Raw genomic sequence first — 15,362 nt, forward strand, 5'->3', positions numbered from 1 at the left:
CTTAAGGTCAAGCCGGCATTCTCACTGGCCCCGGTAGGTCCCGAAACTCCAGTAGTTGCCTTCCGGGTCGGCGACGGTGAACCCGCGCGATCCGTAGTCCTCGTCCTTCAGCCCGGCGATCGTCTCCGCGCCGGCGGCCGTGGCCCGCTCGTAGAGGGCGTCCGGGTCGGTGCAGACGACGTACACGGATTCGGTGCCCGGTGTACGCCGGTCCGGCAGGCCGCCGCCTTTGCCGGCGGTGCCGAACATGATTCCGCCGCCTTCGGGCCAGCGCAGTTCGGCGTGTTCGATCACCGACGGATCGTCGTCCCGGGCGTACATCGCGGTCAGTTCGAACCCGAAGGCCCGGACCAGGAAGTCCGCGGTGCCGCGGGCGTCCCGGAATGCCAGACACGGCCAGACGGTCGGGGCGGATGTGGTTGTCGTGGTGGTTTTATCTGTTGCGGTCATGGTTTCAGCCTCGCTCTCCGGCGAGCTCCGGGTCTTGGACGGATGGAATCTCCTCGGCCAGCCACTGGGTCGGACTACAACCGGCCAGGCGGGCGAACTCGCGGTTGAGATGTGGTTGGTCGTAGTACCCGCAGGCGGCAGCCACCTGCGCGATCGAAACGAACGACGGGGTGTTCAGCAGCATCTGCTTGGCCCGCTCGAATCGCGCTATCCGCCCTGCCACCTTCGGGCTCAACCCGAACTCGCTGCTGAACCGTTTGGTGAGGTACTGCCGGCTCCACCCGATCCGCTCGGCCAGCGGTTCGACGCCCACCGTCCCGTGTGACCGCGCCACCGCCCGCCATGCCCAGGACAGCTCCGGGCTCACTGTCCGTTCCGGGACCAGCAGCCGGGTCAGCACGCGATCGCAGGCCGCGAACCGCTGTGGCCAGCCCGAATACTCCTGTAGCTCCTCCCACAGTTGCCGCCCCGGTGCGCCGATGAAATCGGCGAATTCGATCGACGTACTCCACAGCTCCGCCGCCGGTAGTCCGAACAGCGCCCGGCAACCCATCGGCGTGAGTTTGACGGCGACACCCTCCTGAGTGCCGTCGTGCGCGATCATCGCTGGGGTGTCCTGTAGGCCGCCGAGCACGCAGCGGTAGTTGTCCGGGGATTGGCGGGCGTCGGTCTGGCTGATCACGTCGATCACGGGCCCGATGGCCACGATGAATGTCATATGCCGTGACGGCAGCCCTCGATGCAGGCCCGCCTCGAACCCGATCATCCGGTAGCCGATGTATCCATCGATGAAAGTGGCCAGGGCCGGGGCCGGGTGGGCCGTCACCACCTCAGAGGTCGGCTCCATATCCGTCACGCTACGCCGGTCCAGAGCACATCGCCGAGGCTGAACCAACCCCGATGGGCACTCGGCTTTGTCCCCGGTGACCGTCTGAAGTAGGTTGCCTTCGCCGCGAGCCTGCGCGCCTGGCTCCCGCGCCACGCACGGCCGACCGTCGACCCGGACGCTCTCCCGCGTAGACTCCAGTCCTCGTGAGTCTCACCCTCGGAATCGTCGGCCTGCCCAACGTCGGAAAATCGACGCTGTTCAACGCGCTGACCCGCAACGACGTGCTCGCCGCGAACTATCCCTTCGCGACCATCGAGCCCAACGTCGGGGTGGTCCCGCTGCCCGACCCGCGCCTGGACACGCTCGCCGGGATCTTCGACTCCGCCCGCATCGTCCCCGCCACGGTCTCCTTCGTCGATATCGCGGGCATTGTGAAGGGCGCCTCCGAGGGTGCCGGCCTCGGCAACAAGTTCCTCGCCAACATCCGCGAAGCCGACGCCATCTGCCAGGTGGTCCGGGTCTTCGCCGACGACGATGTGGTCCACGTCGACGGCGAGGTGAACCCGTCCTCCGATATCGAGGTCATCGAAACCGAGTTGATCCTCGCCGACCTGCAGACCCTCGAGAAGGCGGTCGTCCGCCTGGAGAAGGAAGCCAAGGTCAAGAAGGACCGCAAGCCCTACGCGGACGCCGCGAAGCAGGCCCAGGAAATCCTCAACGGCGGGCGCACTCTGTTCCACGCGGCGAAGGAGATCGACGGTGAGCTCTTGAAGGAACTGTCGCTGCTCACCACCAAACCGTTCCTGTACGTCTTCAACGCCGACGAATCGGTGCTCACCGACGAAGCCAAGGTCGCCGAGCTGAAAGCTTCTGTGGCCCCGGCAGATTCGGTGTTCCTGGACGCCAAGGTCGAATCCGAGCTCCTCGAACTCGACGACGAATCCGCCGCCGAACTCCTGGAATCCATCGGCCAATCCGAACCCGGCCTGCACGCTCTGGCCCGCGCCGGCTTCCACACCTTGGGCCTCCAGACCTACCTCACCGCCGGCCCGAAAGAGGCCCGCGCCTGGACCATCCACCAGGGCGACACCGCCCCGAAGGCCGCCGGTGTCATCCACACCGATTTCGAGCGGGGCTTCATCAAGGCCGAGGTTGTTGCGTTCGACGATCTGGTCGAGGCCGGGTCCATGGCCGCGGCGAAGGCGGCGGGCAAGGTACGGATGGAAGGCAAGGACTACGTCATGACCGACGGCGACGTAGTCGAGTTCCGGTTTAATGTATAGAAGCCCAGGTCGGAGCGGATTTGTGATCGTGCGACCCAGAGTGGTCGAACTCTGGCTGGGACTGATGCGCGATGAGGTGTCAGCTGGGGTCAGGCCGCCAGGCTGACGGGCTGGTTCATGCTGGTCTCGTATTCGATGGGGTCGATCTGCCCAGGCGGGCCTGCCGGCGTCTGCGGTGGTAGGTGCGTTCGATCCAGGTGATGATCCTGGTCCGCAGCTCTTCTCTGGTCCGCCATTGCTTGCGGTCCAGGACGTTCTTCTGGAGCAGGGCGAAGAATGACTCCATGGCGGCGTTGTCACCGGCGGCACCGACCTTGAACGTCACTGGGTGCCGGCTGCGGGTTCCTGGCCGGAGGGCTCGTTCACTGCCTGGGAGTGGTGCGGACGCGGACGTGTGCGCGCTCGCCCTGCCGACCGATGAGGCAGAGGTACTCCACGGGCCGGGTGGTTGCGGCGCCGAACCAGTGTGGTGTGCGGGTGTCGAACTCGGCGGCTTCACCGGGCGAGAGGACCATGTCGCGTTCGCCGAGCACGAGCCGTAACTGTCCGTTGAGGACGTAAGCCCATTCGTACCCCTCGTGGGTCTCGAGGACGGGCTGATCCGAGCCGCGGCTTCCGGGGGGAACTTGTAGCCCTGGATACCGCCGGGGCGCCGGTCAACGGCAGGACCGTCTGCCTCCCTTGCCGTAGATAGGGCGCAGGTGAACACGTGGGTTACCGGTGGCTGGAGCATCGCCGGGGTCCGACGGCGTCGAGGCCCTCGCCCTTCTCGGTGTTCATGGCAGCTAGTTTGCCAGAACGGCAAAAGTTTTTGCCAAGAGCTGTGCTGCCGTTGCAGTGTGGCACCTGAAGGGCGCTCGTTTCGGGTGTCAACCGGAACAGGAGGATCTATGTCTACTGAGGACTCTGGCAACCCAGGTGTGCCGGTGGAGTACGCGACCTGGCGGAAGAACCGTTGGGAGGAGGTTGCCGGCCCGGGCGGCAAGGCGGGCACCGTCCAGCTGGCCATGGTCTCGCATCCCGAACCGGGGGTGCCGGGCTTGCCCGGTCGATGGGAGGTGAGTGCCTCGGAGGTCTTGACCCTCACCGTCACCGCCGCGGACGGAGCGTCGATCAGCGGGCGGCCGGTGACCGGTGCGGTGGAAGTCGAATCCGGGAGTCAGGTGGAGCTTGCTGACGGGCGGGTATGTTTCGTACAGGGACGGGGCGGAACCTACGGCATGGTCGTCTGGGATCCTTCCGCACCTGTTCTCACGAGGCTGCGCGATATCGTGAGCTATCCCTACGATCCGAAGTGGGTCGTCGACGCCGAGTACCGGCCAATGCCAGGCCGTACCATCGAAGTAGGGCGTCTGACCAGTCCTCGGAGCAAGGAGACCGTCTCCGCCCCGGGAGACCTGGTCGTCGAGCTCGGCGGCCGGGAGTACGCCCTGGTGGTGCTGGAATCCGTCCCAGGCCTGCGTCTGGCGGTCTTCACCGATCCCAGCAGTGGCACCGACACACCCGAGATCGGTCGATGGCTGATCCTCCCCCCGGACGAGGGCAGCAACCTGCGGGTCGACTTCAACCAGGTGATCCTGCCCCACCATGTGTTCTCCACGGCGTTTCCGTGCCCGATTCCGCTTGATGCGAACCATCTTCCGGTTGTCGTTGACGCCGGGGAACGTGCACTCGTTCTCGACGGAACGAGCAGGAGCACGGTGACAGAGCCCGACGACAGAGGACAGGACGAAATCATGGAACCGGAATTGATCGAGAAGGCGGTCCAGTACCTGCGGCATCTGGAGCACTTCGACTTCGCGAGCATGCGAGCGATGTGCACGGACACGGCCACTGTCTGGCACAACGACGGCAAGGGCGAGCAGACGATCGAGGAGAACCTCGAGCAGCTCGAGCAGATGTCGAGCGGCGGGGGTGTCGTCGCGTTGCGGTACGAGATCACCCGCCAGTTCCAGAAGCCCGACCAGGTGCTCCAGCAGCACGTGCTGCATGTCAACATGCCCGACGGGGCCGGCACCGAGTTGCCCGTGGCGATGTACTTCGGTTTCCAGGACGGTCTCATCGACCGCATCGAGGAGTACGCGAACATGACGCCGCCCAACGAAGGCAGCGCGAGCTGATCCAACGCTGCGGGACCTTCGGCACCTGGGCACGACCGTCGCCCAGGTGCCGAATCTCTGTCAGCCCCTGTCCTCGCGGCGGCGGGCGACACCATGCGGTACCCGAAGTCCTCAGCGCAGCTACACCGACGTGCGGCGACCCACTGATATCAACTTGTACGAGACGCCCGACGTGGCCCGAGGTAACGGCGAAGTTTGGATCACCGCCGCGGTCGGCGCCACTTACGCGGCGCCGGTGTTGATCGTGCACTACATCGATGCGCACGCCTATCTACCGCCTGCGAGCTTCGTCGAAGCAGTCCGGACCGGTGTGCCGGCTGAGGGGCTTTCGTGATGGTTATTCGTCACCGAACTCGGTCGAGTTCGGAACATCTTTGATCGCGACACCGAGGCGCGAAGGGTGAAGAAGCAGAAGCAGCCTTGGGCGAGCGCACTCGATAGGGTCGAGTTCCGACAGGGGAACATATCTGATGGTGGAGGACGAGCCCGATGAATGATCGGACTTTGCAGAGTCGGTGGCATATCGCTGCCGACGGCTCGGTGATCAAGTCGTACCCGAAGGCGCTGGACCACTCGAACCCGCAGCGCGATCCACCGTCAGGTCTGAAGTACCTGCGCTACACCGTTACCCGGCGACTGGAACTTTCGGAACTGTACGCCTTGGACGAGAACCTTGCTCGGTCCAACGCCTTTTTCGACCGGCTCACCACGGTGCTCCGCGTCCCGGTTTTCGTGGTGGGCGTCGTGCTCGCGTGGCTCGTCCTTCCCCGGCTCGGTCTCGGCAGCACGGTGGTGACCGTGCTGCTCGCCCTATTCATCCCGCTGGTCGTCGTCGGTATCCTCGGCGTGGTACTCCTGCCGGCCGTGATGCGCAGCCGTTTCGAGCGAATCCACCTCGATGGTGGGTTCGAGTCCTCGGTGCCCGAGGTCCTCGGGGATACCGAGGCGCGGGCATTGATCGACGCCCCGGGCGTCGCCCGAGCGGCGAAGGCCGCTGATCCTGGACGTCGAGGGCGAACCCGAACTCCTCGAACCGACGACGAACTCCTGGAATCCATCGGCCGGCCCGAGCCCGGCCTGCACACACCGGCGTAATCGGCTTCCGGCACGGAGAAACGTCCGGGAGCGGGACGAAGTAGGGTGCACGGAATGGCAGTGGCGAAACTTTGGACCATCCAGTGGCACATTGCCGCCGACGGAACAGTGATCAAGCAGCGGTCTCGGGGCAACGCGGAACACGAACAGTTGTTCCAGCAGTACGCGACCACGCGGACGCCGACGATCGAGGAGATCGATACGTTGGAGGATCGCCTACAGCGTTCCAGCGCCTCCGGTAACCGGCTGTCGAAGGTCTTCCTCTACCTGTTCTACGCCGCCTGCGCCGGATTCGTGCTCGGGATCGTGCTGCCCTGGATCGGGATCGACACCGGCTTCCTGGCGCTCGGATCGCTCATTTTCGTCGTTCTCGCGTCGATGAGCACCGGCGTCATCCTGAGAATGTCGATCAGTCGCCATCAGCGCGCCTTTCGTGACGCAGGCTTCGAGTCGCCGAACGGCGTTACGCTCGCCGCTCGCGAGGCCCGCGTGATGATCGCAGATCCCGGCGCAGTCTCCGGTCGAGAGTTCGCCGCTGTCCGGGCCTGAGGTCCGGCGGTAACGCTGCGGCGATCGTACTGATCGTGACTCCTCGAGCGCGATGCCGAATCCGCCGCCGGCCCGAAAGAGGCCCGCGCGCGTGGACCTTTCACCAGGGTGACACGGCTTCGAAGGCCGTCGGACCCCGAGCGGGTTCGGCACTACCTCGACCTGATTCGGGACGGTGTGACGCCGACGGCCGTCGCGCTTTCGACATTGGATGTGTGTCAGCCCGCGATGGATAACGAGTCGACGGACTATTACGTCCATTGGGGGCTCAGCCACTTTTTGCTGGACGGTCACCACAAGTTGGAGGCGGCAGCACGCGCCGGCGGCTCGGTTCAGCTCCTCGCTCTCGTGAGCATAGACGGAGGCCTCGCAAGCTCCGAAGACGTTGCCCGGCTCCCGGAGTTGCTGGCGCGTCCTCGGGCGGACAGGAGGGCGGTGCACCGGCCGGTCGACGATGAAGCGTAGGAGAGTTCTACCGAATATCGATAACGCTGCATGACTTCGTTTGCCGGCGCGACGCCTACGATCATGGCAGGTTCGCTCGCCAGGAAGGGTGCGGAATCGCGGCGGTCAGACCGTGCGGATGACGGGGGCAGGCTTGATGTTCTGGGCGTCGATGAGGGCGCGGATGTCGTCCGGGTCGGAGGTCCAGATGATGGCACCGAGACTCGCGGCCATGACGACGACGGTCGCATCGACGACATCCGCGGTACTTGCCTTGCCACAGAGAATGCCTGTGGCTTTGGCTGTTTCGAGGCCGATCGGTACGACATGGCATCCGGCGAGGAACTTGCCGAGCCGGACCTGGCGGCGGGAGTCCCGCCACGCCTGGCTGACGACGACGGAGGGAACGTGGATTTCTCGTCCGTCTTCGAGCGCCAGGTTGTGGCGGGCCCACATGCGCCGGTCGTTGTTGTCGATGGCGATCAGTGCGCCGGCGTCGTACAAATAGGGGATGTTCACGCAGCCGAGGTCCCCGAGCGGTTGAGGTACTCGGCGTCGGCGGCAGCGAGGTCTGCGCGGGCGTCGGCGAGCTCCTCCGGAGTGAAGGCGCCGTGCTCGGCCTGCCATTCTTGGACTACTGCCCGCCCGGCTCGCCACCGCAGCTCCCGTTCGGCGGCTCCGGCAACGAGCCGGGAAAGCGGGATGCCTTCTTCCTCGGCAGCTCCGGCCAGCGCCTCGACCAGGGATTCGTCGAGGGTGATAGTCACCTTCTTGGTCGCCATATGTTCACCATAGCGCAGTATGGTGAACGTGGGAGCTCGGTCGGTGCGCTCCGAGTATCGAACCTATCCGCGCACCGCCGCCACTGCCTCGTCGTACAGTTCGGCGAGGTCGTCGGCGCCGTCCGATTCGATCCATGCTTCCGAAGCCGTATCGAGGCAGGAGAGTGCTGCTGCGACGATTGCGGTGGCGCGCAGCATTGTCCGTTCGGCGGGCCCGTCGATCCGTGCTTCGGCCACTTCGGTGACGAGGACCCCGAACGGCTCGCGCGGGAGATCGCCGTGGACGTGTCCGCGCCCGTACAGCTCACGTCCGCGTTCCTGCCGGATCTGCTCGCGGCGGGCAACGGGTTCCTGATCAACGTCGCCGGCATGGCCGCCTATGCGCCGACGCCGCGCATGGCGGTCTACGGCGCGTCGAAGGCGTTCGTGCTCAACTTCACCGAGGCCCTGTGGTCGGAACTGCGCGGTCGTGGTGTCACGGTTTTCGCGTTGTCACCGGGGGCGACGGACACCGAGTTCAATACGGTCGTCGGCACCGACGACGCTACCGCGGGCGCCCGGATGCGATCGGCGGCCGAGGTGGTGGCGACGGCGCTGACGCATCTCGACCGCCGATCGCCGGGGCCGAGCGTCGTCGATGGAGTGGGCAATCGGCTCGCCGCGGCGATGAGCAAGCTGGTGAGCCGGCGCACCGCGGTCGTGCTGATGGACCGGTTGTCGGACCCGGGCCGGCGGCGGGCGGCATGAGCGCTCGGCGCTGAAAGGTTCGTGACGGGCACGTCGCCCCGTTCGGCAGCTACCCGCGGGACTGTGCGGCGGGGGACGTCCGTCCGGCGAGTTCGGCCAGGTGGTGCAGTGAATTGGTGAGATGTTCGGGGGCGAACGGCGGGAAGTGGAGGTATTCGCGGATGTACGGCGGTACCGCCGACCAGTCGTACGTGAGCGTGACCTCGGTCTCGGACGGACCTAGCGGCGTCAGGTCGTACCGCCAGAACCAGCCGCCGAACTCCAGGCGGCCGTCGTCCTTCTCTTCCCCGGTCAGCCAGCTGATGGTGCGCGGCGGGTCGAACACCTGAACCTTGTTCGCCACCTGGTAGCGACCGTTGGGATGGTTGGGGTGATACATGTCCATCCGGAAAATCTGTCCCACCTCGGTTAGCGGCGGGAGGTCGACAGCTTCCTGGACCCACCCGGTGCCGTCGATCGCGGAATGAGTCGCCGGGTCCGCCAGCACCACGAACACCCTGGTGGCGGGTACGGCGAAAATCAGGGTGGCGCTCACGTTTTCTTCGGCCACGGTGCCCTCCTGGTCATCCCGGGTCCCACAAGCCCGGCGTGGGATGTTCCCACCATGGAGACGACACGGCGAGACGGGACTCATCGGTGAATTCGCACGTGGTCAAGTCCGCTTCAGAGTTCCGACACTCAGCGATCCGTCGGCCCGCGTTTTCTTCTCGGCCGCGCGCACGTAGCCGGCGGGATCCTTGTCGACGGACCGGACGCCCGCGTAGTTCCGCGCCTCGTACGCCGCGAAGGCGACGGCCAGCTGATGGCGCCGCGGCAGCCCGGCCAAGCGGCGGAAATCGGTGAGGCCCTCGCGTTCTTCCTCGGCCATATGATCGCTGTTGGCCGTGTTCGCCGCCGCGACGGCCGCGTACCAGTCCGCGGAGCCGACCTGATGCCGCGCCACCTCGGCGACCGCGTCTCTGATCTCGTTGTGGTCGTGGATGGCGTCGAGGGTCTCGTCCTTCACCGGGCCCGCCCGCCGGGCCGCGATACCCACCTGCAACAGCGCGGGATAGAAGATCTCCTCCTCCGCCTGGGCATGCAGTTCGAGAAAGGCCGCCAGCCTGCCCCAGATGGCGGAAAGCACCCCGGTATCCCTGCGATCGACCTCCTCCAGGATCGCGAACAGCCGCCGCTGCTCATGGTGGTCATCGAGGATCAGCTGGGTAATGTCCACAATTCCTCCCTGATACCGCGTTCAGGTCAGTACCGACGCCGGGCAGGCTCTCTATCAGGGCAACCGGCGGCTCCATCGGGGAGCCGACGATAACGCACCACCGAGCCGCTCCGCTGCCGACCCACCGACCGGTCGCCGGCCATGTCGTCGCCCGGACCGCCGGCCGCGGCGAAGGCGATCGGAAGTGACCGGTCTCGCTGCGTGCTCCGGCCGGGTGCGGCACGCACGGGGTTCGGCGGGGCGCCGAACGGTCACGCCGCCGCGTAGGTCAGCAGGACGACGCCGTTGCTGAAAGACGCCGATCCGAGGTGGGCCGGCTGCGGGATCTCCAGGTTCGCCGGGAACAACCGCCGGCCACGCCCCTGCACCGCCGGATAGACGAAAAGCCGGTATTTGTCGACGAGCCCTGACATGCGCTCCCAGTTGGCTCCGGCCGCGTCAGGTGACCGTCCCTGGACGCGCAGTGCGAATCGGCGGGGCCCGATAGGAATCAGCCGTGGGAATCTCTGTCTGCGTGGACTCGGTCTCAGCCGCGAGCGCGCGCTTCGCGGACTCCGTATGCGGCCATGAACATGTCGAGGAGTCCATCGATTGCGTTCTCGTCGACGGGGCGGCAGGTGAGCAGTGAGCGGTAGTAGAGAGTTCCACACAGCACCTCGGCGGGGTATTCCAGATCCGCGTCGGCGACCAGCTCGCCGTCGCGCTGAGCTCGGGTGAGCCGATCGAGGGTCCGCTGTTCCACGGTGGCCAGAAATCGTTCGTACAACGTCGCCCTGAGTGCGGGGTCGGCCTGGGCTTCGGCGATGACTGCCCGGTAGACGGGGCCGATGGGCGGGGAGGAGAGAGCTTGGCTGGAACGCACGAACTGCTCTCGCAGATCCGCCCGGACGGCCCCGGACGTGTGGTAGTCCAGATCGCTGGTCCACACGACGCTGAGCGCGTCGAGCAATAGCTCTGCGATGGACGGCCAGCGCCGATAGATGGTGTGTTTCCCCACGCCGGCCCGCCCGGCGATGGCTTCGACACTCAGCCCCCGATAGCCGACCTCCGCCGCCAGGTCGAGGGTGACCTCGAGCAGCTCCCTGGTGCGTTCGGCGCCGCGGCGTCGCGGTGTGGTGGACGAGTCGGCCATATACCGACCATACCGGCACGGTGCGTGCCGTTGACATTCCTCCCGAATTGCCGCAAGATGCGATTATCGACACGATCCGTGCCGATAACCGGCAAGGTTGCGACCGCACCCAGGCCCGCCGGGAACAGATCGGTACCGGCCGGGAGAAGCCCGGTACCACAGGGCATGCCGAGCAACGACAGATAGAGCAACCACGAGGAGAACGCTGTGAAGACCATGAGCTGCAGACACCTGGGTGGCCCGTGCGACCTCGAGCTGAGTGCGGAGACCGCCGACGAGATCATCAAGGCGCAGGATCGTCACCTGCGCGAGGCCGCTCGCAGTGGCGACAAAGACCATGTACCGGCCCATGAGGAGATGAAGGGACGCTGGAGGCATCCGTTGAAGGCGATGGGATGGTATCGCGACACCAAGAAGGCCTTCGCAGCGCTTCCGTGATGTCATCGCCCGGCCGGTGTCATGTCGAACTGCGATCGACCTCGGCTGTGGAGGTTGCTCGACTGCAGGGTTCGACTGACTTCCGCTTCAACGGGTAGTAGTCCAACCTCGGGTGAACCACGTTCACTCAGAGGGCTTGCCGAACCAGCGGGTGAGGTGGTCGTTCAGGTCCTGCTGGTGCTCGCCGAGCCAGGCGACGTATCCGTCGGGACGGAGCAGTAGGGCCGGAAAGTCCAGTACCGCTGTGGGATCCGTGATGAGGTCGACGCGGCCCGACCAGCCCTCGACGGACAGGCGTTCGGTGCGGTCGAGTACCAGGCCGCGGCCCCGGTGTAGCCGGTCGTAGAGGCGGCCCTGGTGCAGGTCGATGTCGATATCGCGTAGGCGCCGGCCGAGCAGGTCGGGACCCGGGCCGAAGTCGTAGCGGATGCTGATCGCGGTGATCTTCTCGATCAGGTATCGGTTCACCTCGTCGAAGTCCATCAGTTCGGTGAGCAGTCTGCGCACCGCCTGCGCGCCCGGTTCGGTGGACGCCAGTGCCACCTGGGCGCGGGTGTTGTCCAGTACGTCCGCGGCGACCGGGTGGCGTTCGGCCTGGTAGGTGTCCAGCAGTGTTTCCGGTGCCCAGCCGCGGATCTGTGCGGCCAGCTTCCAGCCGAGGTTGACCGCGTCCTGAATGCCGAGGTTGAGGCCCTGACCGCCGGCGGGCGGGTGGATATGCGCCGCATCGCCGGCCAGCAGCACCCGCCCGACGCGGTAATGCTCGGCCAGTCGGGTGGCATCGCCGAAGCGGGACATCCAGCGCGGGGAGTGCACGCCGAAATCGGTCCCGGCGACGGCGCGCAGCGCTTGCGCGAAATCCTCCAGGGCGGGCGGTTCCGCGCGATCCTCGCTGACACCGGCGGCCGGGACCACCACGCGATAGACCCCTTCGCCGAAGGGACCGAGACTGAATACCTTGTTGGTTTCGCGGATTTCGGTCACCTTGGCGGCGATCTCCTCCTGTGGCACACCGATTTCCATCTCGCCCATCAGCGTCTCGGTCCGCGAGGGTTCGCCGGGGAAGCCGACGCCGAGCAGTTTGCGTACCGTGCTGCGCGCGCCGTCACAGCCGACGAGGTACCGCGACCGCAGCCGCTGCCCGTCGGCCAGTTCGACGGTCACACCCGCGTCGTCCTGGTCGAAACCGTCCACCGCGCCACCGCGCCGGACCTGCGCACCCAGTTCGATCGCTCGGTCTTCGAGCAGCTGTTCGACGATCGGCTGCGGGATCCCCAGCAGATAGTCGTGCGCGGAATCCAGGCCTCCTGGCGCAGATTTGGCGATGGCCGCGAAGATACCGCCGACCGGACGCTGTCTCCCGCGTTCGAGAAAGCGATCCAGCAGTCCGCGCATCGCCAACAGCTCGAGACTGCGCATATGCAGACTGACTATGCGGACGAACGATGACGCGGGCTCGGGTTCCTTCTCCAGCACGAGAACCCGCACCTCGTGCAGCCGCAGTTCGGCGGCCAGCATCGCACCGGTCGGTCCGCACCCGGCAATGATCACATCGAACATGCACCACTCATTCGCCCAATTTGCTGCACCTGGTCACCGTGCGTCCCCGTCGTCAGCCGTGGCCACGTGTGCACGCGTACCGCTGTTCCGGATTTCCGCAGGTCCTGGCCTCGGCCGCCTATTGTGCGGCGCTCTCAGGCCTTGTCGCAAGCGATATATGTCGAAGGGGAGCCGGCCCGGTCACCGGCACTACTGCGCGCGGGACGAGGTGATTTCAGGTGGTCAGAAGAGTCTCAGGTTGCCGAGGTAGATCTTGCCGCCAATCGATACCGGCGTGTACTCGCTGGTGATCTCCCACACCTGATCGGCAGCGTCCCACACTTCCAGCGAGTGGCCCGACCCGGAGGAGTCGGTGGCGACGGCGACCCGTTGGCCGTCGGTGCCGAGCAGGGTGCCGTCCGGCACATAGCCGGGAATCACGTATTCGCCGGTGTAGGCGTCGATCACCCGACCCGAATCCGAGGTCGTGATCAACGTGCCGGTACCGCGCAACAGCAGTTGCTCGGAACTGTCCTCGGCGTCGTAGGACTCGTTCTCCCACAGCACGGTCCCGGTGTGCGGGCTGACCCCCGCATAGGTCGTCTTGTCCCCATCGGTCCGGATCACGGTCGGCACCGAAGTCTCGACCGCAGTCTTCTCGAACGCGGTCGGCTGATGCGGGCTCGGGAGCCAGTCCGCCGCGATCTCCGCGGTCTGGGCGCCGTTGCGGTCGTAGATCCTGGGCGCGGACCCGCCTTCGGCGACGACGAATCCGTCGACGAAAACATTCCAGCGATCGTTACGGATCTGCTCGACCGAATCGCGCCGGAACACCTCTTTTCCGTCTTCGAGCCGGATCACCCGGAATTCCCATTTCGACAGCGGTTGTGCCGGGGCCGGTGCCGATTTGATCACCGCCAGCCGGGCCGCGGCGAAAATCTCTATCCAATGATGGGTTTCGGGCGAGGGCCGGGAATCGGGCCAGCTGATTGCCGGAAGTTCCGCGCCGTCGGCGCCGATCGACCGCAGCACCGGCGGCCAGCCGGCATCGGTGCTGTTCACGAACACGAACCGCTCACCCGCGGCGGTCAGGCTGAATACATGCTTTCTCGAGGTCATGGTGGTGGTGATCCGGCCGGCCGCGAGATCGATGATTATGACGGCATCATCAGGTACCGACGCGCCCCGCAGGTGACAGGCCGCGGCCGACCGGCTTTCGCCGACGACGCAGCGGTCCAGGTTCCGCTGAGCGGTATCCACCGGGATCGGCGCGGTGCCGTCCCGGAGCCGGCCGGTGTTCGCGTCGACGATATCGAGGTAGTCGATGGTATTACCGTCGGCCAGGCGGACTTCGCGGTTCACGAGGACGACCTCGGAATCTCCGCCGAGCGCTGTTGTGTCCTGGACTTCGGAACCTGTAGGTCCGGGGGTTTCTTGGAGCGTCCAGACCGGGCTGTCCGGCCGCGTGCCCAGCGTCGGCAGGATCGGTGTCACGGGCCGACGGGGCAACTGCGCGGCTTCCGCCGAGACTTCCCCTTGTCGAAATGCCCGCACCCCGAACACGCCGGCAACGACCAGCAGCACCGCGGCAACCAACGCTCCGATGAGTAGAGCGGTCCGGCGGTCATTCGTTCGAGGTCCCGGGTTCACCCTCCCCGGCGGCATCGGCGGGACCTGGTCATACGTCCCCCGGACGACCGGGGCGGGGCTGATGGAAGTTGCCACGTAGCGGTTGCCCGCGACCGCCGAAGATTGCGGCGGCCGCACCGCGAGTGCGTGGGCGAGGGCGGCCGCGAAGTCCTTGCTGCGGGCGAAACGCTGCTCCGGGGTCTTCGCCATCGCCCGCCGGAGCACCGAATCAACGGACGGTGCGAGATCGGGCCGCCGCTCGCGCACACTCGGTACCTGTTGCTGCGCATGAGCCATGATCACCGCGACCGGGTTTGTGCCGGTGAACGGCTGAGCCCCGGTGAGCAGATGAAACGCGGTGGCGGCCAGCGCGTACTGGTCCGATCGCGGATCGACCGGGAGGCCCTGCATCTGCTCCGGTGAGGCATAGGCGACAGTGCCGACGGTCAGTCCGGTCCCGGTCAGATCCGAGGTCTCCGGCCCCATCCGCGCGATCCCGAAATCGGTCAGCAAATAGTGACCTGTTCCGGCGAGCAGGATATTGGCGGGTTTCACATCCCGATGGACCAACCCGCGCGCACCCGCGTAATCGAGCGCATCGGCCACCTCCGCGACAGCACGCACCACATCGGCGGCAGGCAACCCGCTCGGTGCGCCCCGCAACAACGCCGACAGATCGACACCGTCGATCAGCTCCAGCGCGATCCACAATCGCCCGTCGAATTCGCCACGGTCATGCACACTGACGATGCCGGGATGCGATAGCGACGCCGCGAGATCGGCCTCCCGCTCGAAACGGCGCCGATATGAATCGTCCTGGGTGAGCGGCGCGGCCAGCACCTTCACCGCATCCGAGCGTGGCAGCCGCGGATGCCTGGCGACATACACTTCGCCCATCCCACCGGCGCCGAGCAGACGTTCGACGGTATACCCGGCGAACACCGACCCGGGCACCAATGCAGCCAACGTCCGATACCTCCGATACACACCGGCGCGATGGTCACACCGTATCCCGAGCCCGACGGCGCATCGCAGTCAGGAAGCTGTCGGACCTCGTTGTGGCCGGCGGTGCCTGCGCGCACTACGCCGCTACCGCACCTGGCTGAACG

The 15,362-nt window shown here is 66.2% G+C and carries 17 protein-coding genes and 3 pseudogenes; 7 read left to right on the top strand and 13 right to left on the bottom strand.

The window, feature by feature from the left end:
* Positions 1–21: 21 nt before the first annotated feature.
* Positions 22–450, bottom strand: a complete 429-nt coding sequence (locus tag ACIA75_RS29065; protein ID WP_397109592.1) for a VOC family protein — start codon at positions 448–450, stop codon at positions 22–24.
* 4 nt (positions 451–454) lie between these two features.
* Positions 455–1,297, bottom strand: a complete 843-nt coding sequence (locus tag ACIA75_RS29070) for a helix-turn-helix domain-containing protein (RefSeq protein WP_397109594.1) — start codon at positions 1,295–1,297, stop codon at positions 455–457.
* Positions 1,298–1,482: 185 nt separating this feature from the next.
* On the opposite strand from ACIA75_RS29070, the gene ychF reads away from it, so the two are divergent.
* Positions 1,483–2,562: a redox-regulated ATPase YchF gene (ychF, locus tag ACIA75_RS29075; RefSeq protein WP_397109597.1), complete on the top strand. Its 1,080-nt coding sequence runs from the start codon at positions 1,483–1,485 to the stop codon at positions 2,560–2,562.
* 89 nt (positions 2,563–2,651) lie between these two features.
* Here the strand turns inward: ychF and ACIA75_RS29080 are convergent.
* Positions 2,652–2,878 (bottom strand): annotated as a pseudogene (locus ACIA75_RS29080) (IS3 family transposase); the annotation flags it as partial.
* A 46-nt stretch (positions 2,879–2,924) separates the two neighbouring features.
* Positions 2,925–3,125, bottom strand: a pseudogene (locus tag ACIA75_RS29085) (cupin domain-containing protein); the annotation flags it as partial.
* Between the two features lie 327 nt (positions 3,126–3,452).
* Between ACIA75_RS29085 and ACIA75_RS29090 the strand changes: the two are divergent.
* The 4 genes from ACIA75_RS29090 to ACIA75_RS29105 all read left to right on the top strand — a co-directional run bounded on the left by ACIA75_RS29090 (position 3,453) and on the right by ACIA75_RS29105 (position 6,326).
* Positions 3,453–4,682, top strand: coding sequence for a DUF1684 domain-containing protein (locus ACIA75_RS29090; RefSeq protein ID WP_397109599.1), 1,230 nt, complete (start codon positions 3,453–3,455; stop codon positions 4,680–4,682).
* 130 nt (positions 4,683–4,812) lie between these two features.
* Positions 4,813–5,016 carry a hypothetical protein gene (locus tag ACIA75_RS29095; protein ID WP_397109601.1) on the top strand — a complete coding sequence of 68 codons (204 nt, stop codon included), beginning with the start codon at positions 4,813–4,815 and terminating at the stop codon, positions 5,014–5,016.
* A 155-nt stretch (positions 5,017–5,171) separates the two neighbouring features.
* Positions 5,172–5,777 carry a hypothetical protein gene (locus tag ACIA75_RS29100; RefSeq protein WP_397109603.1) on the top strand — a complete coding sequence of 202 codons (606 nt, stop codon included), beginning with the start codon at positions 5,172–5,174 and terminating at the stop codon, positions 5,775–5,777.
* A gap of 54 nt (positions 5,778–5,831) precedes the next feature.
* Entirely contained in the window at positions 5,832–6,326 is a 495-nt protein-coding gene (locus ACIA75_RS29105) for a hypothetical protein (RefSeq protein ID WP_397109605.1), read from the top strand.
* A 570-nt stretch (positions 6,327–6,896) separates the two neighbouring features.
* On the opposite strand, the gene ACIA75_RS29110 is transcribed toward ACIA75_RS29105, so the two are convergent.
* The 3 genes from ACIA75_RS29110 to ACIA75_RS29120 all read right to left on the bottom strand — a co-directional run bounded on the left by ACIA75_RS29110 (position 6,897) and on the right by ACIA75_RS29120 (position 7,789).
* On the bottom strand, positions 6,897–7,274 hold the full coding sequence (locus ACIA75_RS29110) for a hypothetical protein (protein ID WP_397109607.1): 378 nt from the start codon (positions 7,272–7,274) through the stop codon (positions 6,897–6,899).
* 11 nt (positions 7,275–7,285) lie between these two features.
* On the bottom strand, positions 7,286–7,552 hold the full coding sequence (locus ACIA75_RS29115; RefSeq protein WP_397109609.1) for a hypothetical protein: 267 nt from the start codon (positions 7,550–7,552) through the stop codon (positions 7,286–7,288).
* 63 nt (positions 7,553–7,615) lie between these two features.
* The gene (locus ACIA75_RS29120) at positions 7,616–7,789 is read right to left on the bottom strand and encodes a hypothetical protein (protein WP_397109611.1); all 174 of its coding nucleotides are present in this window, start codon (positions 7,787–7,789) and stop codon (positions 7,616–7,618) included.
* Positions 7,790–7,831: 42 nt separating this feature from the next.
* Between ACIA75_RS29120 and ACIA75_RS29125 the strand changes: the two genes are divergently transcribed.
* Positions 7,832–8,299 carry an SDR family NAD(P)-dependent oxidoreductase gene (locus tag ACIA75_RS29125; protein ID WP_397109613.1) on the top strand — a complete coding sequence of 156 codons (468 nt, stop codon included), beginning with the start codon at positions 7,832–7,834 and terminating at the stop codon, positions 8,297–8,299.
* Between the two features lie 49 nt (positions 8,300–8,348).
* On the opposite strand, the gene ACIA75_RS29130 is transcribed toward ACIA75_RS29125, so the two are convergent.
* From ACIA75_RS29130 to ACIA75_RS29145, 4 genes and pseudogenes are all read right to left on the bottom strand, one after another.
* Complete coding sequence (locus tag ACIA75_RS29130; RefSeq protein WP_397109615.1) at positions 8,349–8,849, bottom strand: polyketide cyclase; 501 nt, start codon at positions 8,847–8,849, stop codon at positions 8,349–8,351.
* A gap of 102 nt (positions 8,850–8,951) precedes the next feature.
* Positions 8,952–9,515 (bottom strand): hemerythrin domain-containing protein, encoded by a 564-nt coding sequence (locus ACIA75_RS29135; RefSeq protein ID WP_397109617.1) that lies wholly within the window; start codon positions 9,513–9,515, stop codon positions 8,952–8,954.
* Positions 9,516–9,766: 251 nt separating this feature from the next.
* Positions 9,767–9,925, bottom strand: a pseudogene (locus ACIA75_RS29140) (dihydrofolate reductase); the annotation flags it as partial.
* Between the two features lie 116 nt (positions 9,926–10,041).
* Complete coding sequence (locus ACIA75_RS29145; RefSeq protein WP_397109619.1) at positions 10,042–10,647, bottom strand: TetR/AcrR family transcriptional regulator; 606 nt, start codon at positions 10,645–10,647, stop codon at positions 10,042–10,044.
* A 216-nt stretch (positions 10,648–10,863) separates the two neighbouring features.
* On the opposite strand from ACIA75_RS29145, the gene ACIA75_RS29150 reads away from it, so the two are divergent.
* Positions 10,864–11,085, top strand: a complete 222-nt coding sequence (locus ACIA75_RS29150; RefSeq protein ID WP_397110322.1) for a hypothetical protein — start codon at positions 10,864–10,866, stop codon at positions 11,083–11,085.
* Between the two features lie 123 nt (positions 11,086–11,208).
* Here the strand turns inward: ACIA75_RS29150 and rox are convergent, their stop codons facing one another.
* Positions 11,209–12,645 (bottom strand): rifampin monooxygenase, encoded by a 1,437-nt coding sequence (gene rox, locus ACIA75_RS29155; protein ID WP_397109622.1) that lies wholly within the window; start codon positions 12,643–12,645, stop codon positions 11,209–11,211.
* Between the two features lie 222 nt (positions 12,646–12,867).
* Positions 12,868–15,219 carry a protein kinase gene (locus tag ACIA75_RS29160; protein WP_397109624.1) on the bottom strand — a complete coding sequence of 784 codons (2,352 nt, stop codon included), beginning with the start codon at positions 15,217–15,219 and terminating at the stop codon, positions 12,868–12,870.
* Positions 15,220–15,362: the final 143 nt, after the last annotated feature.

It is taken from the genome of Nocardia sp. NPDC051750, assembly GCF_044453135.1.
Classification (GTDB): domain Bacteria; phylum Actinomycetota; class Actinomycetes; order Mycobacteriales; family Mycobacteriaceae; genus Nocardia.

What these genes read in the sequence shown, in the direction of transcription:
- ACIA75_RS29145 (WP_397109619.1), bottom strand. Translation starts at nt 10,647, where the DNA reads ATGGCCGACTCGTCCACCACACCGCGACGCCGCGGCGCCGAACGCACC.
- ACIA75_RS29090 (WP_397109599.1), top strand. Translation starts at nt 3,453, where the DNA reads ATGTCTACTGAGGACTCTGGCAACCCAGGTGTGCCGGTGGAGTACGCG.
- ACIA75_RS29065 (WP_397109592.1), bottom strand. Translation starts at nt 450, where the DNA reads ATGACCGCAACAGATAAAACCACCACGACAACCACATCCGCCCCGACC.
- ACIA75_RS29070 (WP_397109594.1), bottom strand. Translation starts at nt 1,297, where the DNA reads ATGGAGCCGACCTCTGAGGTGGTGACGGCCCACCCGGCCCCGGCCCTG.
- ACIA75_RS29150 (WP_397110322.1), top strand. Translation starts at nt 10,864, where the DNA reads ATGAGCTGCAGACACCTGGGTGGCCCGTGCGACCTCGAGCTGAGTGCG.
- ACIA75_RS29105 (WP_397109605.1), top strand. Translation starts at nt 5,832, where the DNA reads ATGGCAGTGGCGAAACTTTGGACCATCCAGTGGCACATTGCCGCCGAC.
- ACIA75_RS29100 (WP_397109603.1), top strand. Translation starts at nt 5,172, where the DNA reads ATGAATGATCGGACTTTGCAGAGTCGGTGGCATATCGCTGCCGACGGC.
- rox (WP_397109622.1), bottom strand. Translation starts at nt 12,645, where the DNA reads ATGTTCGATGTGATCATTGCCGGGTGCGGACCGACCGGTGCGATGCTG.
- ACIA75_RS29115 (WP_397109609.1), bottom strand. Translation starts at nt 7,552, where the DNA reads ATGGCGACCAAGAAGGTGACTATCACCCTCGACGAATCCCTGGTCGAG.